The sequence below is a fragment of the Kitasatospora sp. NA04385 genome (assembly GCF_013364235.1).
Taxonomy (GTDB): Bacteria; Actinomycetota; Actinomycetes; order Streptomycetales; family Streptomycetaceae; genus Kitasatospora.
This window is the reverse complement of the sequence record NZ_CP054919.1, coordinates 1,330,650-1,356,018: the sequence shown is the minus strand read 5'-3', so window position 1 is coordinate 1,356,018 and position 25,369 is coordinate 1,330,650. Positions and strand designations below refer to the sequence as shown.

Annotated in this window: 28 protein-coding genes and 1 riboswitch; of the genes, 23 read left to right on the top strand and 5 right to left on the bottom strand. The window is 74.0% G+C overall.

Features of this window, described 5'->3' with window-relative positions:
* Nucleotides 1-5 precede the first annotated feature (5 nt).
* From HUT16_RS05785 to HUT16_RS05725, 13 genes are all read left to right on the top strand, one after another.
* Nucleotides 6-443, top strand: coding sequence for a DUF6167 family protein (locus HUT16_RS05785; RefSeq protein WP_176186088.1), 438 nt, complete (start codon nt 6-8; stop codon nt 441-443).
* The gene (alaS, locus tag HUT16_RS05780; RefSeq protein WP_176186086.1) at nt 443-3,109 is read left to right on the top strand and encodes an alanine--tRNA ligase; all 2,667 of its coding nucleotides are present in this window, start codon (nt 443-445) and stop codon (nt 3,107-3,109) included. Before HUT16_RS05785 ends, alaS begins: the two co-directional genes overlap by 1 nt.
* On the top strand, nt 3,106-3,594 hold the full coding sequence (ruvX, locus tag HUT16_RS05775) for a Holliday junction resolvase RuvX (RefSeq protein ID WP_254897657.1): 489 nt from the start codon (nt 3,106-3,108) through the stop codon (nt 3,592-3,594). Before alaS ends, ruvX begins: the two co-directional genes overlap by 4 nt.
* 91 nt (nt 3,595-3,685) lie before the next feature.
* Entirely contained in the window at nt 3,686-4,873 is a 1,188-nt protein-coding gene (mltG, locus tag HUT16_RS05770) for an endolytic transglycosylase MltG (protein ID WP_254897656.1), read from the top strand.
* A 120-nt stretch (nt 4,874-4,993) separates the two neighbouring features.
* Nucleotides 4,994-6,910: an endolytic transglycosylase MltG gene (gene mltG / locus HUT16_RS05765; protein ID WP_176186084.1), complete on the top strand. Its 1,917-nt coding sequence runs from the start codon at nt 4,994-4,996 to the stop codon at nt 6,908-6,910.
* Between the two features lie 75 nt (nt 6,911-6,985).
* Nucleotides 6,986-7,810, top strand: coding sequence for an ABC transporter ATP-binding protein (locus tag HUT16_RS05760; RefSeq protein ID WP_176186082.1), 825 nt, complete (start codon nt 6,986-6,988; stop codon nt 7,808-7,810).
* Complete coding sequence (locus HUT16_RS05755) at nt 7,807-8,295, top strand: GNAT family N-acetyltransferase (RefSeq protein WP_176186079.1); 489 nt, start codon at nt 7,807-7,809, stop codon at nt 8,293-8,295. Before HUT16_RS05760 ends, HUT16_RS05755 begins: the two co-directional genes overlap by 4 nt.
* Nucleotides 8,292-9,119 carry a shikimate dehydrogenase gene (locus HUT16_RS05750; protein ID WP_176186077.1) on the top strand — a complete coding sequence of 276 codons (828 nt, stop codon included), beginning with the start codon at nt 8,292-8,294 and terminating at the stop codon, nt 9,117-9,119. Before HUT16_RS05755 ends, HUT16_RS05750 begins: the two co-directional genes overlap by 4 nt.
* Nucleotides 9,120-9,329: 210 nt before the next feature.
* Entirely contained in the window at nt 9,330-10,514 is a 1,185-nt protein-coding gene (gene aroC / locus HUT16_RS05745) for a chorismate synthase (RefSeq protein WP_176186074.1), read from the top strand.
* Nucleotides 10,511-11,044, top strand: a complete 534-nt coding sequence (locus HUT16_RS05740) for a shikimate kinase (protein WP_176186072.1) — start codon at nt 10,511-10,513, stop codon at nt 11,042-11,044. The genes aroC and HUT16_RS05740 overlap by 4 nt, the downstream gene beginning before the upstream one ends.
* The gene (gene aroB, locus HUT16_RS05735) at nt 11,037-12,131 is read left to right on the top strand and encodes a 3-dehydroquinate synthase (protein ID WP_176186070.1); all 1,095 of its coding nucleotides are present in this window, start codon (nt 11,037-11,039) and stop codon (nt 12,129-12,131) included. The genes HUT16_RS05740 and aroB overlap by 8 nt, the downstream gene beginning before the upstream one ends.
* Nucleotides 12,128-12,571, top strand: a complete 444-nt coding sequence (aroQ, locus tag HUT16_RS05730; RefSeq protein WP_176186067.1) for a type II 3-dehydroquinate dehydratase — start codon at nt 12,128-12,130, stop codon at nt 12,569-12,571. The genes aroB and aroQ overlap by 4 nt, the downstream gene beginning before the upstream one ends.
* A 111-nt stretch (nt 12,572-12,682) precedes the next feature.
* The gene (locus HUT16_RS05725) at nt 12,683-13,471 is read left to right on the top strand and encodes an AAA family ATPase (RefSeq protein ID WP_254898251.1); all 789 of its coding nucleotides are present in this window, start codon (nt 12,683-12,685) and stop codon (nt 13,469-13,471) included.
* 25 nt (nt 13,472-13,496) lie between these two features.
* On the opposite strand, the gene HUT16_RS05720 is transcribed toward HUT16_RS05725, so the two are convergent.
* Nucleotides 13,497-14,399: an SDR family oxidoreductase gene (locus HUT16_RS05720; RefSeq protein WP_176186065.1), complete on the bottom strand. Its 903-nt coding sequence runs from the start codon at nt 14,397-14,399 to the stop codon at nt 13,497-13,499.
* 93 nt (nt 14,400-14,492) lie between these two features.
* Here HUT16_RS05720 and HUT16_RS05715 point away from each other — a divergent pair, with 93 nt between their 5' ends.
* The 4 genes from HUT16_RS05715 (at nt 14,493) to HUT16_RS05700 (ending at nt 18,182) form a co-directional block, all read left to right on the top strand.
* Nucleotides 14,493-15,059 carry a helix-turn-helix domain-containing protein gene (locus HUT16_RS05715; RefSeq protein ID WP_176186063.1) on the top strand — a complete coding sequence of 189 codons (567 nt, stop codon included), beginning with the start codon at nt 14,493-14,495 and terminating at the stop codon, nt 15,057-15,059.
* 77 nt (nt 15,060-15,136) lie between these two features.
* Nucleotides 15,137-15,943 carry an Fpg/Nei family DNA glycosylase gene (locus tag HUT16_RS05710; RefSeq protein ID WP_176186060.1) on the top strand — a complete coding sequence of 269 codons (807 nt, stop codon included), beginning with the start codon at nt 15,137-15,139 and terminating at the stop codon, nt 15,941-15,943.
* Between the two features lie 105 nt (nt 15,944-16,048).
* On the top strand, nt 16,049-16,741 hold the full coding sequence (locus HUT16_RS05705; protein ID WP_176186058.1) for a DUF6445 family protein: 693 nt from the start codon (nt 16,049-16,051) through the stop codon (nt 16,739-16,741).
* 83 nt (nt 16,742-16,824) lie between these two features.
* Nucleotides 16,825-17,036: riboswitch (cobalamin riboswitch) on the top strand.
* 30 nt (nt 17,037-17,066) lie between these two features.
* Nucleotides 17,067-18,182, top strand: coding sequence for a HoxN/HupN/NixA family nickel/cobalt transporter (locus HUT16_RS05700; protein ID WP_176186056.1), 1,116 nt, complete (start codon nt 17,067-17,069; stop codon nt 18,180-18,182).
* Nucleotides 18,183-18,231: 49 nt separating this feature from the next.
* On the opposite strand, the gene HUT16_RS05695 is transcribed toward HUT16_RS05700, so the two are convergent.
* Complete coding sequence (locus HUT16_RS05695) at nt 18,232-19,077, bottom strand: DMT family transporter (protein WP_176186054.1); 846 nt, start codon at nt 19,075-19,077, stop codon at nt 18,232-18,234.
* Nucleotides 19,078-19,196: 119 nt separating this feature from the next.
* Here HUT16_RS05695 and HUT16_RS05690 point away from each other — a divergent pair, with 119 nt between their 5' ends.
* A complete protein-coding gene (locus HUT16_RS05690) occupies nt 19,197-19,772 on the top strand; it encodes an XRE family transcriptional regulator (protein WP_176186052.1) in 576 nt (191 codons plus the stop codon).
* 79 nt (nt 19,773-19,851) lie between these two features.
* On the opposite strand, the gene HUT16_RS05685 is transcribed toward HUT16_RS05690, so the two are convergent.
* Together HUT16_RS05685 and rpmG are read right to left on the bottom strand one after the other, a co-directional pair.
* Nucleotides 19,852-20,094 (bottom strand): type B 50S ribosomal protein L31, encoded by a 243-nt coding sequence (locus HUT16_RS05685; RefSeq protein ID WP_176186049.1) that lies wholly within the window; start codon nt 20,092-20,094, stop codon nt 19,852-19,854.
* A 65-nt stretch (nt 20,095-20,159) separates the two neighbouring features.
* Nucleotides 20,160-20,324, bottom strand: coding sequence for a 50S ribosomal protein L33 (gene rpmG, locus HUT16_RS05680; protein WP_014134547.1), 165 nt, complete (start codon nt 20,322-20,324; stop codon nt 20,160-20,162).
* Between the two features lie 133 nt (nt 20,325-20,457).
* Between rpmG and HUT16_RS05675 the strand changes: the two genes are divergently transcribed.
* From HUT16_RS05675 to HUT16_RS05655, 5 genes are all read left to right on the top strand, one after another.
* Nucleotides 20,458-21,576 (top strand): aminopeptidase P family protein, encoded by a 1,119-nt coding sequence (locus tag HUT16_RS05675; RefSeq protein ID WP_176186047.1) that lies wholly within the window; start codon nt 20,458-20,460, stop codon nt 21,574-21,576.
* A 70-nt stretch (nt 21,577-21,646) separates the two neighbouring features.
* Nucleotides 21,647-22,210: an elongation factor P gene (efp, locus tag HUT16_RS05670; protein WP_033252041.1), complete on the top strand. Its 564-nt coding sequence runs from the start codon at nt 21,647-21,649 to the stop codon at nt 22,208-22,210.
* 2 nt (nt 22,211-22,212) lie between these two features.
* Complete coding sequence (gene nusB, locus HUT16_RS05665; RefSeq protein WP_099897939.1) at nt 22,213-22,650, top strand: transcription antitermination factor NusB; 438 nt, start codon at nt 22,213-22,215, stop codon at nt 22,648-22,650.
* A 106-nt stretch (nt 22,651-22,756) separates the two neighbouring features.
* Nucleotides 22,757-23,596, top strand: coding sequence for a thioesterase family protein (locus HUT16_RS05660; RefSeq protein WP_176186045.1), 840 nt, complete (start codon nt 22,757-22,759; stop codon nt 23,594-23,596).
* Nucleotides 23,597-23,791: 195 nt separating this feature from the next.
* On the top strand, nt 23,792-24,577 hold the full coding sequence (locus tag HUT16_RS05655; protein ID WP_176186042.1) for a hypothetical protein: 786 nt from the start codon (nt 23,792-23,794) through the stop codon (nt 24,575-24,577).
* Between the two features lie 83 nt (nt 24,578-24,660).
* Here HUT16_RS05655 and HUT16_RS05650 read toward each other — a convergent pair whose 3' ends face one another.
* Nucleotides 24,661-25,164, bottom strand: coding sequence for a transcriptional regulator (locus HUT16_RS05650; protein ID WP_176186040.1), 504 nt, complete (start codon nt 25,162-25,164; stop codon nt 24,661-24,663).
* Nucleotides 25,165-25,369 lie beyond the last annotated feature (205 nt).

The window sequence follows — 25,369 nt, the reverse complement described above, 5'->3', positions numbered from 1 at the left end:
CCGCGATGGTGCGCAGGATCTTCTGGATGGCCGTCGGCGCGGGCGCCACGGTCTGGGCCATGAACAAGGCCAACGAGGCGGTGCACCGCCTCACCCCCGACTCGCTGTCCGGCACCGCCGCCCGCGGCGCCCTCCGGTTCGGCGACGCCGCCCGGCGCTTCGCGCTGGACGTCCGCGCCGGCATGGACGAGCGCGAGCGCGAGCTGCGCGCCGACCTCGGCCTGGACGGCACCGCGGTCGTCGAGCCGCCGCGCCGCCGGGCGCTGAGCGGCGCGGCCGCCGACGACGGGGCCCGAGCTATCTCGGCGGCCCCGGGCTCCCCGGCCGCCGCCCTGCCCCCGTCCGCGCGCACCGAGCGCCGCACCACCCCCCAGACCATCGTTGCCAAGCCCCGACAGCGCGAGTTGCCGGGCCGCACGACCGATCGGAAGGACCCCCACTGATGGAGTCGGCAGAGATCCGCCGCCGCTGGCTGCGCTTCTTCGAGGAGCGCGGCCACACCGTCGTACCGTCGGCCTCGCTGGTCGCCGACGACCCCACCCTGCTGCTGGTCAACGCCGGCATGGTGCCCTTCAAGCCGTACTTCCTGGGCGAGATCAAGCCGCAGTTCTCGCGCGCCACCAGCGTGCAGAAGTGCGTGCGCACCCTGGACATCGAGGAGGTCGGGAAGACCACCCGGCACGGCTCGTTCTTCCAGATGTGCGGCAACTTCTCGTTCGGCGACTACTTCAAGGAAGGCGCCATCACCTTCGCCTGGGAGCTGCTGACCAGCCCGGTGGCGGACGGCGGCTACGGCCTGGAGCCGGAGAAGCTCTGGATCACCGTCTACCAGGACGACGACGAGGCCGAGCAGATCTGGCGCGACAAGATCGGCGTCCCGGCCGAGCGGATCCAGCGCCTGGGCATGAAGGACAACTTCTGGTCGATGGGCGTCCCCGGCCCGTGCGGCCCGTGCTCGGAGATCAACTACGACCGCGGCCCCGCGTACGGCGAGGAGGGCGGCCCGGCGGTCAACGGCGAGCGCTACCTGGAGATCTGGAACCTGGTCTTCATGCAGTACGAGCGCGGCCACGGCGACGGCAAGGACGGGTTCGAGATCCTCGGCGACCTGCCGAGCAAGAACATCGACACCGGCCTCGGCCTGGAGCGCCTCGCCGCCGTCCTCCAGGGCGTCGACAACCTCTTCGAGATCGACACCTCGCGGATGATCCTCGACCGCGCCGCCGAGCTCACCGGCCACACCTACGGCGCCGAGCACAAGTCGGACGTCTCGCTGCGCGTGGTCACCGACCACTTCCGCACCGCGCTGATGCTGGTCGGCGACGGCGTCACCCCCGGCAACGAGGGCCGCGGCTACGTGCTGCGCCGCATCCTGCGCCGGGCGATCCGCAACATGCGGCTGCTGGGCGCCACCGAGCCGGTCGCCAAGGACCTGATCGACGTCTCGATCAAGGCGATGGCCCCGCAGTACCCGGAACTGGAGGCCGACCGCAAGCGCATCGAGACGGTCGTCGTCGCCGAGGAGAACGCCTTCCTGCAGACCCTGCGCTCCGGCACCAGCCTGCTGGACGCCGCGGTCACCGAGACCAAGCAGTCCGGCGGCGCGGTGCTCTCCGGCGAGCAGGCGTTCAAGCTGCACGACACCTACGGTTTCCCGATCGACCTGACCCTGGAGATGGCCGAGGAGCAGGGCCTCCAGGTCGACGAGGCCGGCTTCCGCCGCCTCATGCAGGAGCAGCGCGACCGCGCCAAGGCCGACGCCCGGGCGAAGAAGATGGGCCACGCCGACGTCGCCGCGTACCGCGAGGTCGCCGACCGGGCCGGCGCGTCCGTCTTCACCGGCTACGCCAACACCGAGGGCGAGGCCACCGTGGTCGGCCTGCTGGTGGACGGCGTCCCGTCGCCCGCGGCCACCGAGGGCGACGAGGTCGAGCTGATCCTCGACCGCACCCCGTTCTACGCCGAGGGCGGCGGCCAGCTCGCCGACCACGGCCGGATCCGCCTCGACTCCGGCGCGGTCGTCGAGGTCCGGGACGTCCAGCAGCCGGTGCCCGGCGTGATCGTGCACTCCGGCGGGGTGCTGTTCGGCGAGGTGGTGCTCGGCGCGTCCGCGTACGCCACCATCGACACCGACCGCCGCCGGGCCGTCTCGCGCGCCCACTCGGCCACCCACCTGACCCACCAGGCGCTGCGCGACGCGCTCGGCCCGACCGCCGCCCAGGCCGGTTCGGAGAACGCGCCGGGCCGCTTCCGGTTCGACTTCGGCTCGCCCGCCGCCGTCCCCGGCTCGGTGCTGACCGACGTCGAGCAGAAGATCAACGAGGTGCTGGTCCGCGAGCTCGACGTCACCGCCGAGGTGATGACGATGGACCAGGCCCGCAAGCAGGGCGCCATCGCGATGTTCGGCGAGAAGTACGGCGACTCGGTGCGCGTGGTCACCATCGGCGACTTCTCCAAGGAGCTGTGCGGCGGCACGCACGTCGGCAACACCGCCCAGCTGGGCCTGGTGAAGCTGCTCGGCGAGTCCTCGATCGGCTCCGGCGTGCGCCGGGTCGAGGCGCTGGTCGGCGTCGACGCGTACAAGTTCCTGGCCCGCGAGCACACCGTGGTCTCCCAGCTGACCGAGCTGGTCAAGGGCCGCCCGGAGGAGCTGCCGGAGAAGATCTCCGGGATGCTCGCCAAGCTCAAGGACGCCGAGAAGGAGATCGAGAAGTTCCGCGCGGAGAAGGTCCTCCAGGCCGCCGCGGGCCTCGCCGAGGGCGCCGAGGACGTCCGGGGCGTGGCCCTGGTCGCAGCCCGGGTCGGTGACGGCACCGGCGCGGACGAGCTGCGCAAGCTGGTGCTGGACGTCCGGGCCCGGCTCGGCTCCCGCCCGGCCGTGGTCGCCGCGTTCACCGTCGCGAACGACCGCCCGCTGACCGTGATCGCCACCAACGAGGACGCCCGCGGCCGCGGCATCAAGGCCGGCGAGCTGGTCCGCGCCGCGGCCAAGACCCTCGGCGGCGGCGGTGGCGGCAAGGACGACGTGGCGCAGGGCGGCGGCACCGACCCGGCCGCCGTCGCGGCCGCCATCGAGGCCGTGCGGGCACTGGTGGCCGAGCGCGCGTGAGCGGGCAACCCATCGAGGAGAAGGTCTTCCGGCGCGGCCGGCGGATCGCCGTCGACGTGGGCGACGCCCGGATCGGGGTCGCGGTCTGCGACCCCGACGGGCTGATCGCCACGCCGGTGGAGACCGTCCCCGCCGGGGGCCGCTCGCAGGCCCGGCTGAAGGCGATCACCGAGGAGTACGACGCGATCGAGGTGGTGGTCGGCCTGCCGCGCTCGCTGAACGGCAAGGAGGGCCCGGCCGCCGCCAAGGTCCGCGAGTACGCGGGCCGGCTGGCCGGCCTGCTGTACCCCGTCGGGGTGCGGCTGGTGGACGAGCGGATGACCACCGTCACCGCCGCCGCCGGGCTGCGGGCCTCCGGGCGGTCCGCGAAGAAGGGCCGCTCGGTGATCGACCAGGCCGCGGCCGTGGTGATCCTGCAGTCGGCCCTTGAGACCGAACGGGTGAGCGGTCGGGCGCCCGGTGAGAGTGTCGAGCCGGTCGTCTGATCGGCGCGGGCTAGCTTCCCGGTAGAGGGGCCCGTGCGGGCGCGCGTCCGCACGGGCCCCTCTCTCCCTGCCCGCAGCCGGAAGGGCCCCCGTGACCGACCCGTACACCGCGCCCGGACTCACCCCCGGCCACCTCGGTGCCCCCGTCGTCGAGCCCGAGGGCGCCCCGCCCGGCCTGCCGTACGGCATCGAACCGCCGGACCCGCAGCAGGTCCGCACCGGCGCCGCGTGCTGCCTGAGCGTGGCGGGGCTGCTGGGCGTGGTGATGGCGGCCGCGCTCGCGCTGTTCGTGCTCTGGCCCGAGGGCAAGAAGCCCGCCGCCGACTACCCCGGCGGCGGCACCGGCCAGGTGCAGGTGTCGGTGGCGCAGGGCGCCAGCCTCACCCAGATCGGCAAGGTGCTGACCGCCAAGCACGTGGTCGCCTCCACCCGGGCCTTCACCGAGGCCGCGGCCCAGAGCCCGGCCGGCAGCAACATCCACCCCGGCACGTACACCCTCAAGGAGCGGATGTCGGCGGTCTCGGCGCTCAACGTGCTGCTCGACCCGGCCAACGCCAACGCCCTGACCATCCCCGAGGGCTGGCGCTCCACCCAGGTGTTCGCCGCTATCGACACCCGGCTCGGCCTGAAGGCCGGCACCACCAAGGCCGCCGCCGAACAGCACCTCGCCGACCTGGGCCTGCCCGCCGACGCCGCCGGGCACCTGGAGGGCTACCTCTACCCCGCGACCTACCCGGTCACCGGCGACAGCACCCCGCTGACGCTGCTCCAGGACATGGTCAAGGAGGCCGACGGCAACCTCGGCGGCCCCGCCGTCGCCGACGCCGCCACCGCCAACGGCGTCACCCCCTACGGCCTGCTGGCCGTCGCCAGCCTCGCCCAGGCCGAGGCCGACAACCCCGAGGACATGGCCAAGGTCGCCCGGGTCGTCTACAACCGGCTCGCCAAGAAGATGCCGCTCCAGCTGGACTCCACCATCAACTACGCGCTCGGCCGCTCCACCCTCACCACCACCCAGGACGACACCCGGCTCGACTCCCCGTTCAACACCTACGCCCACCCCGGCCTGCCGCCCACCCCCATCGGCAACCCCGGCCGGGACGCGCTGCGCGCCGCCGTCCACCCCGCCGACGGTGACTGGCTGTACTTCGTCACCGTCCAGCCCGGGGACACCCGCTTCACCGACAGCGAGGAGCAGCAGCGCAAGAACGTCGAGGAGTTCAACGCCTACCGCGCCCAGCACGCCTCGCCCCAGCCCTCCGCCACCGCCTCCCCGTGAACGGTGGACCACCCGGCTTCGGACGATTTGGCTACGCTGCGGTACGGTAACGTCTCCCATCACGTGCTGCGCCGGTAGCACGTCGGTTCGACGGGCACCCTGGACGCGGTAAGGGGATCGATGACTGATCAGAGCGGGCGCTACGGCTCCCAGGGCGACCAGCCGTGGTACCCCGGCGAACAACCCCAGGACCCGTACGGGCAGCAGCAGTTCGTCCAGCAGCAGCAGCAACAACAGCAGCCGGTGCAGCAGCAGGGCATGCAGGGCTACCCGCAGCAGCAGGGCGGCCCGTACGCCGGCCAGCAGCAGTTCGTCCAGCAGCAGCCGGGCATGCAGGGGTACCCGCAGCAGCAGATGCCGCAGCCGGGCGGCTCGTACGGCGGGCAGCAGCAGTTCGTCCAGCAGCAGCAGCCGGTGCAGCAGCAGGGCATGCAGGGGTACCCGCAGCAGCAGGGCGGCCCGTCGTACGGCGGCCAGCAGCAGTTCGTCCAGCAGCAGGGCGTGCCGCAGGGCTTCCCGCCCGGCCAGCAGATGGCGATGGGGCAGGGCCAGCCGCAGCAGGGCGGTTCGTACGGCGGGCAGCAGCAGTTCGTCCAGCAGCAGCAACAGCCGATGCAGGGCCAGGGCCAGGGCACGCCGCCGCAGGGCTTCCCGGCCGCCGGTCAGGCGCAGCCGCAGGCCCCGCAGCAGCCGGTGCGGCAGCGGCCCGCGCCGCAGGCGGAGCAGGCCGGCGGCCCCGGGCCGGACGGGATCGACTGGGAGGCGGAGGCCGCGGCCCTCGACGCCGGGCCGTCCGCCGCGCGCCGGGCCGCGGAGGCCGACCGGCGGGCCGACGAGGACGAGGACTGGGCCGAGGACGAGTACCTCGACGAGGAGGGGGACGGCGACAGGTCGTTCTTCTCCGAGCAGGACGACTCCCGCGAGGCCGAGCGCAAGCGCAAGGAGAAGGGCAAGAAGTCGGGCCGCCGCAACAGCGGCGCCTGCCTGGTGGTCGCCCTGGTGCTGCTCGGCGGCGTGGGCGGCGCCGGCTGGTGGGGCTACGGCTTCTACCAGGACCACTTCGGCCCGCCGCCGGACTTCAAGGGCGACGGCAGCGGCTCGGTCAACATCACCGTCAAGGACGGCGCCGGCGGCGACGCGATCGGCAAGGCGCTGCTGGACGCCGGCGTGGTCAAGAGCGTCAAGGCGTTCAGCGCCGAGTACGAGAAGGACCCGCGCGGCCGCAGCATCCAGCCGGGCATCTACACCATGAAGCACCAGATGTCCGCGGCCGCGGCCTTCAAGGAGCTGGTGGAGTCCAACGGCGGCAACGCGCTGATCATCCCCGAGGGCCTGAAGGCCGCCGACATCTACAAGCGGATCGACGGGAAGCTCAAGCTCCAGGCGGGCACCACCGCCCAGGTCGCCAAGGACCAGGCGGGCAGCCTGGGCTTGCCCGACTACGCCAACAACAACCCGGAGGGCTTCCTCTGGCCGACCCGCTACTCGGTCGCCGACGGCATGAAGCCCGAGGACCTGCTCAAGCAGATGGTGGCCAACGCCGTCCAGAAGTACGGCGACCTGAAGCTGGACGAGGCGGCGCAGAAGCTCGGCCTGAAGAACGCGTACGAGGTGGTGACCGAGGCCAGCATCCTGCAGGCGGAGGGCAACAACTCCGAGGACTTCGGCAAGATGGCCCGGGCCATGTACAACCGGCTGACCACCAACGTCACCGGGCACAAGCTCGGAGTGGACACCACGCTGCAGTACTCGCTGGGCCGCACCAAGCTGACCGACGCGGAGATCAACGACGGGTCGAACAAGTACAACTCGTACATCAACCCCGGTCTGCCGCCGACCCCGATCGGCAACCCCGGTGAGGAGGCGCTCGACGCCGTCCTCAACCCGACGCCGGGCAACTGGGCCTACTGGCTGGCCGTTTCGCCGACGGAGACCAAGTTCGCGGCGACGGACGCCGAGCACGCCAAGAACACCCAGGACTGGTGCATCTCCCGCGGGATGAAGTACGACGCCAAGCACGTGGTCTGCACGTCCTGACCTGAGCACGGCGGGCCGTCCGGTGGCCGATACGGCTTTGCGGGGCGGCCGGGTGGGGCGGGTAGCGTGATCCGGATGGAGACACCGGAGAACGCGCCGCACCTGCCCGAGCCCGCCCTGCTGGAGGCCGCCCACGTCGACGTGGTGCGGGGTGGGCAGTACCTGTTGCGTGACGTGTCACTGACCGTCCGGGCCGGGGAGCACTGGGCGGTGCTCGGGGCCAACGGCGCGGGCAAGAGCACCCTGCTGTCGCTGCTCGGCGCCGTCGAGCACCCCACCGCCGGCACCGTGAAGGTGCTGGGACGGCAGCTCGGCCGGGTCGACGTCCGGGAGCTGCGCGCGCACCTCGGGCACGTCAACCCGCGCCACCCGCTGCGCTCCCCGCTGACGGTCCGCCAGGTCGTGCTGACCGGCACCACCCAGACCATCGAGCCCGACCTGTGGCACAAGCCCACCGCCGAACAGCTCGACCACGCCGAGGAGCTGATCCGCACCCTGGGCATCGCGCACCGCGCCGAGAACCCCTGGACCACGCTCTCCCAGGGCGAGCGCGGCCGCGTCCTGATCGCCCGCGCGCTGATGCCCGAACCCCGGCTGCTGCTACTCGACGAGCCCGCCACCGGGCTCGACCTCACCGCCCGCGAACAGCTCCTGGAGAGCCTGGACGAACTGCGCGCCCGCTACCCCGAGGTGGCGTCCGTGCTGGTCACCCACCACCTGGAGGAGCTCCCCGAGACCACCAGCCACGCCCTGCTGCTGCGCGACGGCCTGACCACCGCGGCCGGCCCCGCCACCGAGGTGCTGACCACCGAGCTGGTCTCCGAGTGCTTCCGCCACCCCATCCGGATCGCCCACAGCGAGGGCCGCTGGTCCGCCCGCACCCGCCGGGGCACCGAGTGACCACCGCCCCCGCCTGGACGCTGCGCCCCGCCACCGCCGCCGACCTGGAACCGCTGGTCGAGCTGCGGGCCCGGGCGATGCGCCCCGACCTGGAACGCCTCGGCCGCTACGACGAGCACCGCGTCCGGCAGCGGATGCGCGACGCGTACCGGCCCGAGCACACCCGGGTGGTCGAGCTGGCCGGGCCGCCGTCGCCCGCGCCGGCCGGCTGCCTGGCGCTCGCCCCCGACGAGCGGCCCGGCACCCTGCTGCTGGAGCACTTCTACCTCGACCCGGCGCTGCACGGCCGCGGCCTGGGCACCGCCGTGCTGCGCCGGGCGCTGGCCCGGGCGGACGCCGAGGGCCTGGCCGTCCGGTTGAACGTGCTGCGGGGCAGCCCGGCCCGGCGGCTGTACGAGCGGCACGGCTTCGCGCTGGAGGCCGAGGACCAGGTAGACATCTACCTGCACCGCACCGCCCGCACCACCCGAAAGGCCTTCACGTGACCACCCCGCACCGGGCCGCCGTGCTCGGCTCGCCGATCGCGCACTCGCTCTCCCCGGTCCTGCACGAGGCCGGCTACGCCGCACTCGGGCTCACCGACTGGCGGTACGGCCGGTACGAGATCGACGAATCGACACTGGCGGAATTCGTCACCGGGCTCGACCCCGCGCAGTGGGCCGGTCTGTCGCTGACCATGCCGCTCAAGCGGGCGATCCGCCCGCTGCTGGACACCGTCAGCGACGCCGCCCGCGCGGTGGACGCCGTCAACACCGTGGTGATCGACCGCGACGGGCGGCGGCACGGCGACAACACCGACGTCCCCGGCCTGGTCAACGCGCTGCGCGAGCGCGGCGTCGAGCGGGTCGGGTCGGCCGCGGTGCTCGGTGCCGGGGCCACCGCCTCCTCCGCGCTGGCCGCGCTGGCCCAGATCTGCGACGGCGAGGTGACCGCGTACGTGCGCAGCGCCGCGCGGGCCGCCGAGATGCGGGAGCTGGGGGAGCGGCTGGGCGTGGCGGTGCGCACCGCGGACTGGGCGGACGGCGCGCGGGCGCTGGACGGGCCGCTGACCGTCTCCACCACGCCGGTCGGGGCGACCGACGACTTCGCGGACCGGCTGACGGCGGCGCCCGGCGTGCTGTTCGACGTGCTGTACCACCCGTGGCCGACCAGGCTGGCCGCGGTCTGCCAGGAGCGCGGCGGCACCGTGCTGGGCGGGCTCGACCTGCTGGTGCACCAGGCGGTGCTGCAGTTCGAGCGGTTCACCGGCGTGCGGCGAGGCCCGCTGGCGAGGATGCGGACCGCCGGGGAGGCGGCGCTCGCGCACTGACGCGGCCGCCCGTTCCCGGTGCCCGCCTCCGCCGTCCCCACCGGGTGTCCACTTCCGGACGTTCGCTGTCCGCCAAGCGGACCGGGGCCCCGGTGACCTGTGGGACGTGAAAGGATCGGAGTTCGACCCGCCGCGCTCCCGCGGCCGGGCAGGACGAGACGCCGGGCCGGCCGCCGTTCACGGCGCGGGCCGCTGACGAAGGAGCTTTCGGTGGGTAGCTTGCGCTGGCTCACGGCGGGGGAGTCGCACGGCCCCGCTCTGGTCGCGACGCTGGAGGGCCTGCCGGCCGGGGTGCCGGTCACCACCGCCATGGTGGCCGACGCGCTGGCCCGCCGGCGGCTCGGCTACGGCCGTGGCGCGCGGATGAAGTTCGAGCAGGACGAGGTGACCTTCCTCGGCGGTGTCCGGCACGGCGAGACCATGGGCTCCCCGGTGGCGGTCATGGTCGGCAACACCGAGTGGCCGAAGTGGGAGCAGGTCATGTCGGCCGACCCGGTCGACCCCGAGGTGCTCGCGGGCCTGGCCCGCAACGAGGCGCTGACCCGTCCGCGCCCCGGCCACGCCGACCTGGCGGGCATGCAGAAGTACTCGATCGAGGAGGCCCGGCCGATCCTGGAGCGCGCCAGCGCCCGGGAGACCGCGGCCCGGGTCGCGCTCGGTGCGGTCGCCCGCTCCTACCTCAAGGAGACCTGCGGCATCGAGATCGTCAGCCACGTGGTCGAGCTGGCCGCCGCCAAGGCCCCGGCCGGCGTGCTGCCGCTGCCCGCCGACGAGGCCCGCCTGGACGAGGACCCGGTGCGCTGCCTGGACGCCGACGCGTCCAAGGCGATGGTGGCCGAGATCGACCAGGCCCACAAGGACGGCGACACCCTCGGCGGCGTGGTCGAGGTGCTGGCGTACGGGGTGCCGGTCGGCCTCGGCTCGCACGTGCACTGGGACCGCCGCCTGGACGCCCGCCTCGCGGCCGCGCTGATGGGCATCCAGGCGATCAAGGGCGTCGAGGTCGGCGACGGCTTCGAGCTGGCCCGGGTGCCCGGCTCCCAGGCGCACGACGAGATCGTCCCGACGCCGGAGGGCGTCAAGCGCACCTCCGGCCGCTCCGGCGGCACCGAGGGCGGCCTGTCCACCGGCGAGCTGCTGCGGGTGCGCGCCGCGATGAAGCCGATCGCGACCGTCCCGCGCGCCCTGCAGACCCTGGACGTGCGCACCGGCGAGCCCGCCAAGGCGCACCACCAGCGCTCCGACGTGTGCGCCGTCCCGGCGGCCGGCATCGTCGCCGAGGCGATGGTGGCGCTGGTCCTGGCGGACGCGGTGGCGGAGAAGTTCGGCGGCGACAACGTCTCCGAGACCCGCCGCAACGTCGAGTCCTACCTCGAGAACCTGATCATCCGATGAGCCTGCCGGTGAGTGGGCCGGCCGTCGTGCTGGTCGGCCCGCCCGGCAGTGGCAAGTCCACCGTCGGGCGGGTCCTCGCCGAACGACTCGGCCTGCCGTTCCGCGACACCGACACCGACATCGAGCGGACCGCCGGCAAGCCCATCCCGGAGATCTTCGTCGACGAGGGCGAGCCGCACTTCCGGCAGCTGGAGCGGGACGCCGTCCGGGCCGCCGCCACCGGGTACGCCGGCGTGCTGGCGCTCGGCGGCGGCGCCGTGCTGGCCGAGGAGACCCGCGCGCTGCTCGCCCCGCTGCCCGTGGTCTTCCTGGAGGTGGCGCTCGGCGACGCGGTCAAGCGGGTCGGCCTGGACGCCCCCCGCCCGCTGCTCGCGGTCAACCCCCGGGCCCGCTGGCGCGAGCTGATGGACGCCCGCCGCCCGCTCTACCTGGAGGTCGCCACCGCCGTGGTCGACACCCAGGACCGCACGCCCGAGCAGGTCGCCGACGCCGTACTCGAAGCACTGGAGTGGAAGAACCCCCATGTCTGATTCGGACATCGTCAGGATCCAGGTCGCGGGCAGCGACGGCCACGCCCCCTACGAGGTGCTGATCGGCCACCGACTGCTCGGCGAACTCGCCCCGCTGATCGGCCCGAAGGCCAAGCGGGTCGCCGTCATCCACCCGGAGGCCCTGGAGGCCACCGGCGAGGCGATCCGCGAGGACCTCGCCGCCCAGGGCTACGAGGCCATCGCGCTACAGGTCCCGAACGCCGAGGACGCCAAGAGCGCCGAGGTCGCCGCGTACTGCTGGTCGGTGCTCGGCCAGACCGGCTTCACCCGCAGCGACGTGGTCGTCGGCCTCGGCGGCGGCTCCACCACCGACCTGGCCGGCTTCGTCGCCGCCAGCTGGCTGCGCGGGGTGCGCTGGATCTCGGTGCCCACCACGCTGCTCGGCATGGTCGACGCGGCCGTCGGCGGCAAGACCGGCATCAACATCGCCGAGGGCAAGAACATGGTCGGCGCCTTCCACCCGCCCGCGGGCGTGCTGGCCGACCTCGGCACCCTGGAGACGCTCGGCAAGCACGACTACGTCTCCGGCCTGGCCGAGGTGATCAAGGCCGGGTTCATCGCCGACCCGGTCATCCTCGACCTGATCGAGGCCGACCCCGAGGCCGCCACCACCCCGGCCGGCCCGCACACCCTGGAGCTGATCCGCCGGGCCATCCAGGTCAAGGCCGACGTGGTCTCCGGCGACCTGAAGGAATCCGGCCGCCGGGAGATCCTCAACTACGGCCACACCCTGGGCCACGCCATCGAGCGCAACGAGCGCTACAAGTGGCGGCACGGCGCGGCGATCTCCATCGGCATGGTGTTCGCCGCCGAACTCGGCCGCCTGGCCGGGCGGTTGGACGACGCCACGGCCGACCGCCACCGGGCTGTGCTGGCCTCCGTCGGCCTGCCGCTGACGTACCGGGCGGACGCCTGGCCCAAGCTGCTCGACGCCATGAAGATCGACAAGAAGTCGCGCGGCGACCTGCTCCGCTTCGTCGTCCTGGACGGCCTGGCCAAGACCTCCATCCTGGAGGGCCCGGACCCGTCCGTGCTGGTCGCCGCCTACGGGGAGGTCTCCGGATGAGCACCCGCGTCCTGGTCCTGAACGGCCCCAACCTGGGCCGGCTCGGCTCCCGCGAACCCGACGTGTACGGCTCCACCTCGTACGCCGGACTGGTCGAGCGCTGCACGGAGCTCGGCGCCGAGCTCGGCCTGGCGGTGGAGGTCCGCGAGACCAACTCCGAGGCGGAGATGGTCGGCTGGCTGCACGAGGCGGCGGACGCCCGGACCCCCGTGGTGATCAACCCCGGCGCGTTCACGCACTACTCGTACGCCATGCGCGACGCCGCGGCCCAGCGCACCGCGCCGCTCGTCGAGGTGCACATCTCCAACCCGTACACCCGCGAGACCTTCCGCCACAATTCGGTCATCGCCGCCGTCGCCTCCGGCACCATCGCCGGCTTCGGCCTCGGCTCGTACGAACTGGCCCTGCGCGCCCTGGCCGAGCAGCTCACCGCCCGCTGACGGCGCCCGGCCCGGTGGCGGACTTGTGCCCGCCACCGGGCCCACGTGTACATTCGGCGCAGGGAGGTGACGGTGAGCCAGTACGCGCAGCACCAGCACGCGGGGGGCCAGGTGCCGCCCCGTCCGGCTGTCGCCCCGCATCCGACGGGCCACCAGCCGCCGTACCCCGGGTCCCTCCAGGCGATGCCGACGCTCGGACCGGCCGGGTCCGGGCCCGACCGGCCCACCGTCCCGCTCAAGGCCGTCCCCCCGGTCGCCCCCGGCGGCACCGGGCACTTCCTGCTCCCCACCGGGACGACCGTCCAACTGCCCGCCCCGCCGCCGCAGCCCGCGCTCCCCGCGCCGCTGCCGGTCGGCCCGATCGCCGTGCTGCTGATCGGCGCGGCCGGCGCCGGGAAGACCACCGTCGCCCGCTACTGGGCCGAGCGCCGTCCCACCCCCACCGCGCACATCAGCCTCGACGACGTCCGCGAGTGGGTCCAGTCCGGCTTCGCCAACCCGCAGTCCGGCTGGAACACCGACTCCGAGGCCCAGTACCGGCTGGCCCGCCGCACCTGCGGCTTCGCCTGCCGCAACTACCTCGCCAACGGCATCTCCTGCATCATCGACGACGCGGTCTTCCCCGACCGCCCCGCCATCGGCCTCGGCGGCTGGAAGCGCCACATCGGCCCCGGCATGATCCCGGTCGTCCTGCTCCCCGGCCTCGACCGCGTCCTGAGCCGCAACGCCGAACGCTCCGGCAACCGCCGCCTCTCCGACGACGAGGTGGCCCGCATCCACGGCCGGATGGCCGGCTGGCGCACCTCGGGGCTGCCGATCATCGACAACTCCAACCTGAGCGTGCCGGAGACGGCGGCGGCCCTGGACCAGGCGATCCTGAGCCGGCTGCAGGCACGCTGAGGCGCCGCCGCCGGGCCGACGGGGGTCAGTCCTCGGTGAAGTAGTGGTCCTGGTCGAGGTCGTCGAGCAGGCCCGGGTGCGCGGGCCGCCAGTCGAGCAGGGCGCGGGTCGCCTCGGCGGAGGCGGGCATGTCGAGCGGGACGAGGAAGGACAGGAAGCCGAAGTGCTCGGCGGCGCGGTCCTCCTCGACGGGGGCGGTGGGGAGGCCGAGCCGGATGCCGATGCGTTCGGCGATCTCGCGGAAGGGCACGCCCTCGTCGTCGACGGCGTGCAGGCGGGTGCCGGCCGGGGCGTGTTCGAGGGCGAGCCGGTAGAGGCGGGCGGCGTCCAGGGTGTGGACGGCGGGCCAGCGGTTGGTGCCCTCGCCCAGGTAACCCGAGGTGCCGGTGGTGCGGGCGATCCGGATCAGGGTGGGGACGAAGCCGTGCCGGTCGAGCGGGCTGTGCACCACCGGGGGGAGCCGGACGACGCTGGAGCGCACCCCGTCGGCGGCCGCGTCGACGATCACCCGCTCGGCCTCGGTGCGCGGTGCGCCCGGGGTGACCCGGCTCTCCACGGAGACCACGCCGGGCGCCCCGCCGACGCCCGCCCCGCCGGTGCCGACCAGCGGCTTGTCGGTGCCGGCCAGCGCCTCGGTCAGCGCCCGGACGGCCTTCAGGTCGTCGGCCATCGCGCCGGCGTAGTCGCCGCCGAGCATCGCCTCGTGCTTGAAGGCCAGGTGCACCACGCCGTCGGCGGCCGCGGCGGCGGCCCGCAGGCCGTCCAGGTCGTCGAGGTCGCCGCGCCGGACCTCCGCGCCGAGGGCGGTGAGCGCGGCGGCGGAGGCGTCGGAGCGGGCCAGGCCGGTGACCCGGTGGCCGGCGGCGAGCAGGTCGGGGACGAGGGCGGAGCCGAGGTGGCCGCTGGCTCCGGTGACGAAGACGTGCATGGGAGGGACCTCCGAGTGATGAGACCTTGTCCCATCACGATAGCCCGCCGGGCCCGGTGATGCGACCATGTCCCGTCACGTAGAATCCGGATCATGGCCAGATGGGACCCGAACGCCCGCGGACGGCTGGAGCGCGCCGCGCTGGAGCTCTTCGTCCGGCAGGGCTACGACCGCACCACCGTCGCCGAGATCGCCGAGCGCGCGGGCCTGGCCAAGAGCACCTTCTTCCGGCACTTCGCGGACAAGCGCGAGGTGCTCTCCGGCGGCGACGCCCTGGCCCGGCTGCTCACCGGCGCGGTGGCCGCCGCCCCGCCCGGGGCGGGCCCGCGGCGGGCCGCCGAGGCCGCCCTGGCCGCCGCCGGCGCGCAGGCCTTCACCGCCGAGCGCCACGGGACGGTCCGCGAGCGCCAGCAGGTGGTCGCCGCCAACCCCGAGCTGACCGAGCGCGAACTGCTCAAGCGGGAGGCCCTCGCCACCGCCCTCACCGGCGCCCTGCGCGAGCGCGGCGTGCCCGAGCAGGCCGCCGTCCTCACCGCCGAACTCACCCTGCTCGCCCTGCGCACCGCCCTCGCCCGCTGGACCGCCCGCCCCGGCCAGGACTTCACCGCCCTGGCGCTGACCGAGCTGGCCGCCCTGTGCGAGGCCGCCACCGCCCTCTGAGCCGGGCCGTCCCGGTTGTCCGAGCGCCCTGGGAGAATGGACTCCTCGCGACCATCACGATCGAGGAGCTGACGCCGGTGCCCGAGGGGCATGTGATCCACCGCCTGGCCGGGCGGCACGACGAGCTGTTCGGGGGGCGCCCGGTGCGGGTGTCCAGCCCGCAGGGCCGCTTCGCGGAGGGGGCCGCGCTGATCGACGGGCGGGTGCTGGACGAGGCGCAGGCGCACGGCAAGCACCTGTTCCTGGGCTTCGGCGAGCAGTGGCTGCACGTGCACCTGGGGCTGTACGGGACGTACCGGTTCGGCGCGGGGGCCGCCCCGGACCCGGTCGGCCAGGTCCGGCTGCGGATGGTGAACGACACCGGCTACGCCGAGCTGCGCGGTCCGACCGCCTGCGAACTGCTCACCCCCGAGGAGAAGGCCGCCGTCCACCGCCGCCTCGGGCCGGACCCGCTGCGCCCGGGCGACGCGGGCGACGCGGCCTGGCGGCGGATCTCCCGCAGCGGCAGCACGGTCGCCGCCCTGCTGATGGACCAGAAGGTGCTGGCCGGCGTCGGCAACGTGTACCGCGCCGAGGTGCTGTTCCGGCTCGGCATCAGCCCGCACCGCCCCGGCCGCGACCTCTCCCGCCCCGAGTGGGACGCGATCTGGACGGACCTGGTCGCCCTGATGCGCGACGGCGTGGCCGCCGGCCGGATCGACACCGTCCGCCCCGAGCACACCCCCGAGGCGATGGGCCGCCCGCCCCGGGTGGACGACCACGGCGGCGAGGTGTACGTCTACCGGCGGCACGACCAGCCCTGCCTGGTCTGCGCGACCCCGGTCCGCACCGAGGAGCTGGCCGCCCGGAACCTGTTCTGGTGCCCGCGCTGCCAGCGGTCCTGACGCTCCGTCACCGGGCGGCCGCCGGCCCGCCGCCGGGCAAGCCTTGACGCAAGGTTGACCACGTCTTGGGCGAGGCCCCGAAGCGCCGCTCCTATTGTCGGGTCCATGCCCGTGCAACCGTTCCAGGGCCCGCGCCCCACCCCGGCGCTCCCGGTCCTGCCGTACCGCAAGCCCACCAGGGGACGCGACTACTGGGTGCTGGACGACGTCCTGCCGGACCCGGACGCGGTGCGCGCCCGGCACCTGGCGCGCACCGACTGGGACGAGGGCTACCCGCACCGCCCCGAGTCCTGGCCCGGCCTGCGCGCGATGCCCGGGCTGGAGCCGGACGAACTCGCGCACGTCGAGGACCTGGTCCGCCGGTCCACCGGGGCCGAGCGGATCTGGGCGCTGGACGAGGCCGCGGGCGGCACCTTCAACCACAACTGCGTGCAGGTGGTCGGCGCGGGGGAGTGCGAGCCGCGCCCGCACACCGACTCGCGCTCGCTGTGCCGCTACGCCGCCGTGCTGTACCTCAACCCGGCGGTCCCCAAGCACTGCGGCACCAGCTTCCACCGGCAGAGCTTCCCCGGCGGCCGGCTCGGCGGCAACAGCGTGGTCGCCCCGCACGACAACCTGGTGGACGCGCTGGGCACCCGCTTCGTCCCGCCGGACTCCTTCACCGAGGACCTGGTCGTCCCGCACCGCTACAACCGGCTGCTGCTCTACACCGCCAACCTGATCCACACCGCGACCGCCTACCACGGCGCCGCGCTGGAGGAGAAGCGGATGACCTGCGTGTTCTTCTGGATGGCCTGAGCGGCCGTCAGGACCGCGCTGACCTGGCGTGATCTGCGCCACCCGGGCCCGGGTGCGCCCTTGCCGCCGGGCCCGCGCCGGGCCTACGGTGGGCGGGCCGTGGTGCTCGGGAAGCCGGTGCGCCGCGGCGGGCGCGGGAGCGTCCGCCGCGGGAGTCCGGAGCGGCCCTCGCCACTGTGATCGGGGAGTCGTCGGCTCCCACCCCGTGCCACTGGCCGCCCGCGGCCGGGAAGGCCGGGAGCCGGCGCGCAACACCCCGTCAGCCAGGAGACCGGCCGCGGCATCTCACGAAGTGATCCACGAGGTGCTGGAGCGTGATCCGCGGATGACCGCGTCCGAATCGACCCTGCCCGGGAACGCCCCGGGCTCCCCGCTGCCCGCCTTCCGCTGGCGGCGCGAGGACACCCTGCGCACGGCCGGTCTGATGGCGGTCATCCTGGCCCTGCACGCGGTGGCGTTCGGGACGCTGCTGTTCCTGGTCGCGCCGCACGGGTACCGGGTCGGCACCCAGGTGTTCGGCGTCGGCCTGGGCGTCACCGCCTACACCCTGGGCATGCGGCACGCCTTCGACGCCGACCACATCGCGGTGATCGACAACACCACCCGCAAGCTGATGGCGGACGGCCGCCGCCCGGTCTCGGTGGGCTTCTGGTTCGCCCTCGGCCACTCCTCGATGGTGGTGCTGATGGCCGGCCTGGTGGCCGGCGGGGCGGCCCTGGCGGGCACCCTGATGGACGAGGAGTCCACCACCCACCGGGTGCTGGGCACCATCGGCACCACCGCGTCCGGCGCCTTCCTCTACCTGATCGCGGCACTCAACCTGGTGGCCCTGCTGGGCATCTGGCGGGTGTTCCGGGCGATGCGGGCCGGGCAGTACGACGAGGCCGAGCTGGAGAAGCAGCTGAACGCCCGCGGCCTGCTGGCCCGGCTGCTGAACCGGGCCACCCGCTCGATCAGCCGCCCCGGCCAGATGTTCCCGGTCGGCATGGTGCTCGGCCTGGGCTTCGACACCGCCACCGAGGTCACCCTGATGGTGATGGCGGGCTCCGGCGCGGCCTCCGGGCTGCCCTGGTACGCGGTGGTCTGCCTGCCGCTGCTGTTCGCCGCCGGGATGAGCCTGTTCGACACCCTGGACGGCACGTTCATGAACTTCGCCTACCAGTGGGCGTTCTCCCACCCGGTCCGCAAGGTGTACTACAACCTGACCATCACCGGGCTGTCGATCGCGGTGGCCTTCGTGATCGGCACCGTCGAACTGGTCGCGGTGCTGCACGAGAAGTTCGACCTGGCGGACCCGGTCACCGGCTGGATCGCCGGGCTCAGCCTGGACAACGTCGGCTTCGTGATCGTCGGCCTGTTCGTGGTGGTCTGGGCCGCCGCGATCGGCTACTGGCGGATCGCCAGGCGCTCCCGGACGTTCGCGGGGGCGGGCGCGTCCTGACCCGGGCTCCCCGCCGGGGGCGTCCTGACGGGGGCGTCCTGGCGGTGCGTCAGCCGGCGGCCAGGATCAGCGTCCCGGCCACCGCGAGGCCCGCGCCCACCACCTGCACCCGCAGCAGCCGCTCCTTCAGCAGGCCGCGCGCCATCAGCGCGGTGACCACCGGGTAGAGCGAGGCCAGCACGGCCGCCACCGCCACCGAGCCCAGGTGCGAGGCGGCCGCGTACAGGCCGTTCGCGGCCACGTCGGCGACCCCGACGGCGGTCAGCGCGGGCAGTTCGCGCAGACCCGCCCGCAGCCCGAGCGGCCGGCGGCGGGCCGCGGCGGCCAGCATCCCGGCGCCGACCACCGCGTTGGTCAGCCGCTGCACGCACAGCGTCAGCAGCAGGGCGCCGCCCCCGCTGGCCTGCGCGACCAGGGTCAGCACCGCGCCGAAGGCGAAGGCCGCGCCCAGGGTCAGCGCCAGTGCCCGCGGCTGCACCGCGGCCCCGCCGCGCCGCGGGCCGCCGGCCAGGGCGACCCCGGCGACGGCCACCGCGATGCCCAGGCCCTGGACGGCGCCCGGCCGCTCGCCGAGGAACAGGCCGACCCCGATCGGGACCAGCACGCCGACGGTGGCCAGCGGCGACACCACGCCCATCGGCCCGAGCGCCAGCGCCCGGTAGAAGGCCAGCAGGGCGAACGGCCCGATCACGCCCGCCGCCACCGCGCACCAGAGGGCGGGAGAGGCCCCCGGCCAGCCGCCGGTGGCGGTCACCGCGACCGCGAGCACCGCGGCGGCGGCGGTCTGCGAGAGCACCACCACCGTCAGCGCGGGCATCCGCCGGGTGATCGCCCCGCCGCCGTAGTCGGCGACGCCCCAGAGCAGGCTGGCGAGCAGCGCGAACGCGGCGCTCACCGGAGGAACCGGTCGGCGGACAGCATGGTGGACCCCGCAGTACAGTCGGTGGATCTGTCGATGCCGCCGCAGCATAGTTCAACCTGCTGCACCCTCCCAACCAGAATATTGGACTGCCCGTGCCGGACGCCGATCTCGTCACCCAGGCCCTCGCCCGCAACCTCAAGCGCCTGCGCCTCGACCGCGGCCACACCCTGGACGCCCTGGCCGCCCGTTCCGGGGTCAGCCGCGGCATGGTGGTCCAGATCGAACAGGCCCGCACCAACCCCAGCATCGGCACCGTGGTCCGGCTCGCCGACGCGCTCGGCGTCTCGATCGCCCGGCTGCTCGACTACGACGCCGCCTCGGCCGTCCGGATCGTCCCCGCCGAGGACGCCGTCCGGCTGTGGAACGGCCCCGACGGCGGCAGCGGCACCCTGCTCGGCGGCGCCGAGGCCCCCGGCCCGCTGGAGCTGTGGGCCTGGCACCTGCACCCCGGCGAGTCGCACGCCTCCGACCCGCACCCGCCCGGCACCGTCGAGATCGCCCGGGTCGACGAGGGCGTCCTCACCCTCGTCCTGGACGGCCGCGACCACCGCGTCCCGGCCGGTTCCACCGCCTCCTACGAGGCCGCCGCCGCCCACGGCTACCGCAACGACGGCGAGGTGCCGTGCCGGGTCACCATGGTGGTCTCCGTCCCCCCGCCCGCGGCCTGAACGTCCGCGGCCTGAACGTCCGCGGCCTGAACGGGCGAAGGGCCCCGGGGTGACCCGGGGCCCTTCGCCGCGCGTGCCGTCAGCCGCCGTACCGGCGCCGGTACAGCTCCACCCGGCCCTCGGTGTCCAGCAGCCTGGCCCGGCCGGTGTAGAACGGGTGGCTCGCCGAGGAGGTCTCGACGTCCACCACCGGGTAGGTGCGACCGTCCGCCCACTCGACCGTCCGCCCGCTCGTGGCGGTGGAGCGGGTCAGGAACGACAGGCCCCCGGTCTTGTCCCGGAACACCACCGGACGGTACTCGGGGTGAATTCCCTGCTGCATGTCTCCTCCTCCTACGAGTCGTGCGAGTCGTGCGAGAAACGATCGGATGCGAACGGCCGCCGCGGTCAGCGGGCCTCGCGGAACTCCACGTGCCGCCCGGCCACCGGGTCGAACTTCCTCAGCGCCATCCGGTCCGGGTCGTTGCGGCGGTTCTTGCGGGTCACGTAGGTGAAGCCCGTCCCCGCCGTCGACCGGAGCGTGACCACCGGTCGCAGTTCGCTGCGCGCCATCGTCTCGGCCTCCTTCTTCCGGCAACGATTGCCGTTTTCACCACGTCACAACACGGGTGCCCGCACCGGCATTCCCCACCCGCCCAGCCGGTCCCGACAGGCGCCCCACCGGCCCCGTTCGTACGCTCGGACCATGTCAGACGCGCACTCCGCCCGACGAGAACGCCTCCGTGAGCACTGCAGCGCCTCCGGGGCCGATGCCGCGCTGATCACGCGCCCGGCCAACGTCCGCTACCTCACCGGCTGCCCGCCGGTCGGCGCCGCGCTGCTGCTCACCCGCGAGCGCGCGGTGCTCGCGGTGCCCGAGGGCGCCGAGCCCGGCGACGGCGGCCTCGGCGGCGGCGAACGGCCGGCCGACCCGGAGGTCACCCGTCTGCCGGTGCCCGCCGAGGCCGACGCCGCGTCCGTCGCCGCCGAGGCCGCCGCCCGGCTGCGGGTGGGCGACCTCGCCGTCGAGGAGCACGACCTCACCGTCACCCGGCACCGGGCCGTCGCCCGGATCGCCGGGGCGGCCCGGCTGCTCGACCTGGACCGGGCGGTGGAGCGGCTGCGGGTGGTCAAGGACGAGTACGAGATCGCCGACCTGCGGATCGCCGCCGAGATCGCCGACCAGGCCCTCGGCGAACTGCTGGAGTCCATCCTGGTCGGCCGCACCGAGCGGCACTTGGCGATGGAGCTGGAGCGCCGGATGATCGACCACGGCGCCGACCGGGCCGCCTTCCCGGTCTCCGTCGGCACCGGCAGCCACTCCGGCCTGGAGCACCACCAGCCCACCGACCGCCGGGTCGAGGAGGGCGACTTCCTCACCGTCGCGCTCGGCGCCCGCTACCGCGGCTACGGCATCTCCACCGCCCGCACCTTCGTGATCGGCGCCGCCCCCGCCGCCTGGCAGGTCGAGCTGCACCGCCTGGTCTTCCACGCCCAGCGGGCCGGCCGGGAGGCCCTCGGGCCGGGCGTCGAGCAGCACGTCCCGGACGACGCGGCCCGCTCGATCCTCCAGGCCGCGGGCCACGCCGAGCGGTCCGTCCACGCCCTGGGGCACGGCATCGGCCTGGAGATCCGGGAGGCTCCGCGCCTGGGGCCCGCCGACATGGGTAAACTGGACAATCGCGTGCCGGTCACCGTCGGTCCCGGGGTCCATCTCCCGGGTCGGGGCGGCGTCCGGATCGAGGACACGCTCGTGGTGCGGCCTCCCGAGGAGGGCGGGCCCGAGTTGCTCACCATCACCACCAAGGAGCTCCTCGCGCTGTGACCGACCCCGGTCGCGGTGGCGCGCGGCTTGGTGTTCCTTGACAGCGGACATATCAGGAGTAAGTGCGCCCGTGGCTACCACGAACGATCTCAAGAACGGCATGGTCCTCAAGCTGGACGGCGGCAAGCTCTGGACCGTCGTCGAGTTCCAGCACGTCAAGCCCGGCAAGGGCCCGGCCTTCGTGCGCACCAAGCTGAAGGAGGTCCTCTCCGGCAAGGTCGTCGAGAAGACCTTCAACGCGGGCATCAAGGTCGAGACCGCCAACGTCGACAAGCGGACCATGCAGTACTCGTACCGCGACGGCGACGCGTTCATCTTCATGGACATGGACACCTACGACCAGGTCCCGGTCGACTCCGCCACCGTCGGCGACGCCGCCAAGTACCTGCTGGAGGGCTTCGAGGCCCTGGTCGCCCAGAACGAGGGCGCCCCGCTGTACGTCGAGCTCCCCGCCGCGGTCGAGCTGGTCATCGCCGAGACCGAGCCGGGCGTCCAGGGCGACCGCTCCACCGGCGGCACCAAGCCCGCCACCCTGGAGACCGGCGCCGAGATCCAGGTGCCGCTGTTCGTCACCACCGGCGAGAAGGTCAAGGTCGACACCCGCGACGGCAGCTACCTCGGCCGGGTCAAGTAACCGTGGCCGCTGCACGTAGCAAGGCCCGCACCCGGGCCTTCCAGATCCTGTTCGAGGCGGACCACCGAGGCGTGTCCCCCGAACGGGTGCTCGCCGACTGGATCGCGCGGGCGCGCGACCCCCGTCCGGACGAGGGCATTCCGCAGGTCGCGGAGTACACGATGCAGCTGGTCGAGGGCTACGCGCAGCACGCGCGCACCATCGACGACCTGATCTCCACCTACGCGGTGGGCTGGACGCTGGACCGGATGCCGATCGCCGACCGCAACGTGCTCCGGCTCGGCGCGTACGAGCTGATCTGGGAGGACGGGACGCCCGACGCGGTGGTCCTGGACGAGTCCGTGGAGATCGCCAAGGAGTTCTCCACCGACGAGTCGCCGGCCTTCGTGAACGGCCTGCTCGCCCGTTTCATGGAGCTCAAGCCGAGCATCCGGCGCTGAGCGCCGCACGCCCCGGAGGCCGCCGGACCTGTTGGTCCGGCGGCCTCCGCGCGTAAGCTACCGGCAAGTAGTTCTTTGCCCCGCCGCGCAGAAGGGCCGCGAAGCCATGCCGGAAGCCACGCCGGAAACCACCCCCGCCTTCGAGTTCGACCAGGGGATCGCGCTCACCGCGCACCCCGACGAGCCCGGCCGCTACGACGGCGAACTCGGCGACGGCTGGCAGATCGGCGGCGGCGTCAACGGCGGCCTGCTGCTCGCCTTCGCCGCGCACGCGCTCGCCCGGGAGGCCGGAGCGGCGCACCCGCACCCGCTCACCGTCAGCGGCACCTACATATCCGCCTCCCGGCCCGGCCCGGCCACCGTCCGCACCGAGATCGTCCGGCGCGGCCGCAGCCTCGCCACCGGCAGCGCCGTCCTCTCCCAGGACGGCCGGGAGCGGCTGCGGGTCACCGCCTCCTTCACCGACCTCGCCGCGCTCGACGGGGAGGTCGCCACCACCGCGCTCCCGCCGCAGCTGCCCGCGCCCGAGCAGTGCGTGGGCGTCGAGCACGCCCCGCGCGAACTCCTCGCCGAGGCCGCCCTGCTGGAGCGCCTCGACCTGCGGCTCGACCCGGCCACCATCGGCTGGGCGGTCGGCCGGCCCTCGAAGCAGGGCCGGATCCAGGGCTGGTTCCGGCTCGCCGACAAGCGCCCCGCCGACGCGCTCTCGCTGCTCCTCGCCGCCGACGCCCTCCCCCCGGTCACCTTCGACCTCGGCCGCCCCGGCTGGGCCCCCACCATCGAACTCACCGTGCACGTCCGGGCGCTGCCCGCCGACGGCTGGCTCCGGGTCTCGCACGCCACCCGCAACGTGGCCGGCGGGTACTTCGAGGAGGACTGCGAGGTCTGGGACGAGAACGGCCGACTGGTCGCCCAGTCCCGGCAGTTGGCCATGGCGCCCAGGTGAGGGATGTTCAGCGGCCCTTCTCCTGACGGTCAGTTGCAGAGTTGTGACAGGCCGTGCGTGTGGGACGGGTGTGGGCGGGGAGGACTGGGGCAGCAGTTGCTCGACCGAGATCCCCGGGAGCCACCGATGTCCAGGAACAGCCGCCGGCCGCGCCGTTGCAGTGCAGAGCCCTCGCGACGGGGCGAGGAGGCGTTCGTGACGGGGATCCTCGCCGGGGAGGCGGACTTCGAGCGGGTCCGGTCCTGGGGGGTGACGGACGCGCCGGACTACCCGACGTACCTGCGGGAGGCCGGGGAGCTGCTGGCCGAGGCGGTCGAGGAGTACGGCACGGTCCGGGCCCGGCTGTTCCACCCGGAGGACTTCGCGGACTACTGCCTGCTGCACGGGCTGGACGTGCGGGAGCAGGCCGCCCGGGACGGCTACCTGGTCAACCCGCCGCTCCAGACCCAGCTGGTCACCTACCGCGGCGAGGACCTGGCGGACTTCCTGCCCCGGCTGGTCCGGGCCCGCGAGGGCGGCCTCGCGCTGCGCTACGCGGACCTGCTGATGGACGGCGCGCTGTGCGGCGCCGAGGGCGCCTCGGCCGACCCGCGGGTGCGGTGGACGTACCAGCAGGCGTCCGAGGTGTTCCGGCGGGTCCTGGTGGGCGCCGGCTGCGGGGCCTACGAGTTCCGGGTGGTGGTGGACGCGCCGGGCGGGCCGCTGGAGGCCCGGGCCCGGGTGCTGCACTGGGAGGACGGCGCGGTCCGGATCAACGACGAGGACCTCGACCTGGTCACCGCCGTGCTGTGCGCCGGGCTGTACTGCGAGCTGCCGGGCGCCGCGGTGCTGCACGGCACCCAGGGCTCCGGCGCGCTGTGCGGCGAGTACCGGCAGGTCGCCTGGGCCTGGCGGAGCACCGGCTACGAGTGGTCGCCGGCCGAGCTGGCGGTGGCCGGGGTGGCCGCGGGCCCCGGCTTCAGCCTCGGCACGGTGGTCTGAGCGGGTGCGCCGACGGGGCGGAACCGGTCGCACCGGACTCCGCCCCGCCGTGACGTTTCTTCAAGCAGGGAGCCGACCGCGGGTCAGCTCCCGTCCTCCTCGCGGACGGCGCGCCGCGCGTCCGGGTTCAGCACGCCCCAGCTGATCAGCTGCTCGGTGAGGATCGAGGGGGACTGGTCGTAGATGACGGCCAGCGTGCGCAGGTCGTCCTGGCGGATCGAGAGCACCTTGCCGTTGTAGTCGCCGCGCTGCGACTGGATGGTCGCGGCGTAGCGCTGCAGCGGGCCGGCCTTCTCGGACGGGACCTGGGTGAGCCGCTCCAGGTCGAGGACCAGGCGCGGCGGCGGCTCGGCGGCGCCGCCCGGGGTGCCGCCGGGCAGCAGCTCCTGGACCGGTACGCCGTAGAACTCGGCCAGCTCGGCGAGGCGCTGGACGGTGACCGCGCGGTCGCCGCGCTCGTAGGAGCCGACGACCACAGCCTTCCAGCGACCCTGGGACTTCTCCTCGACGCCGTGCAGGGAGAGCCCCTGCTGAGTGCGGATCGCCCGGAGCTTGGCTCCGAGCTGCTTCGCGTAGTCGCTGGACATGGATCTCCCCGGACGAGATTGCTTCGCGTGCGCTGAAATGTGAGCGACGAGGCTCCCTGGGGAGGACCTTCGTAACTCACTGTGAGGTTACGTAGAGTGAGGGTTGCGCGTCAAGCCGAATGGGGCACTCGTGCGAACGGGCGGCGAACGGGCTCCGATCAGCACGCTGCTACCATGGGCGAGGCTCCGGCTGCGGCCGGAAACC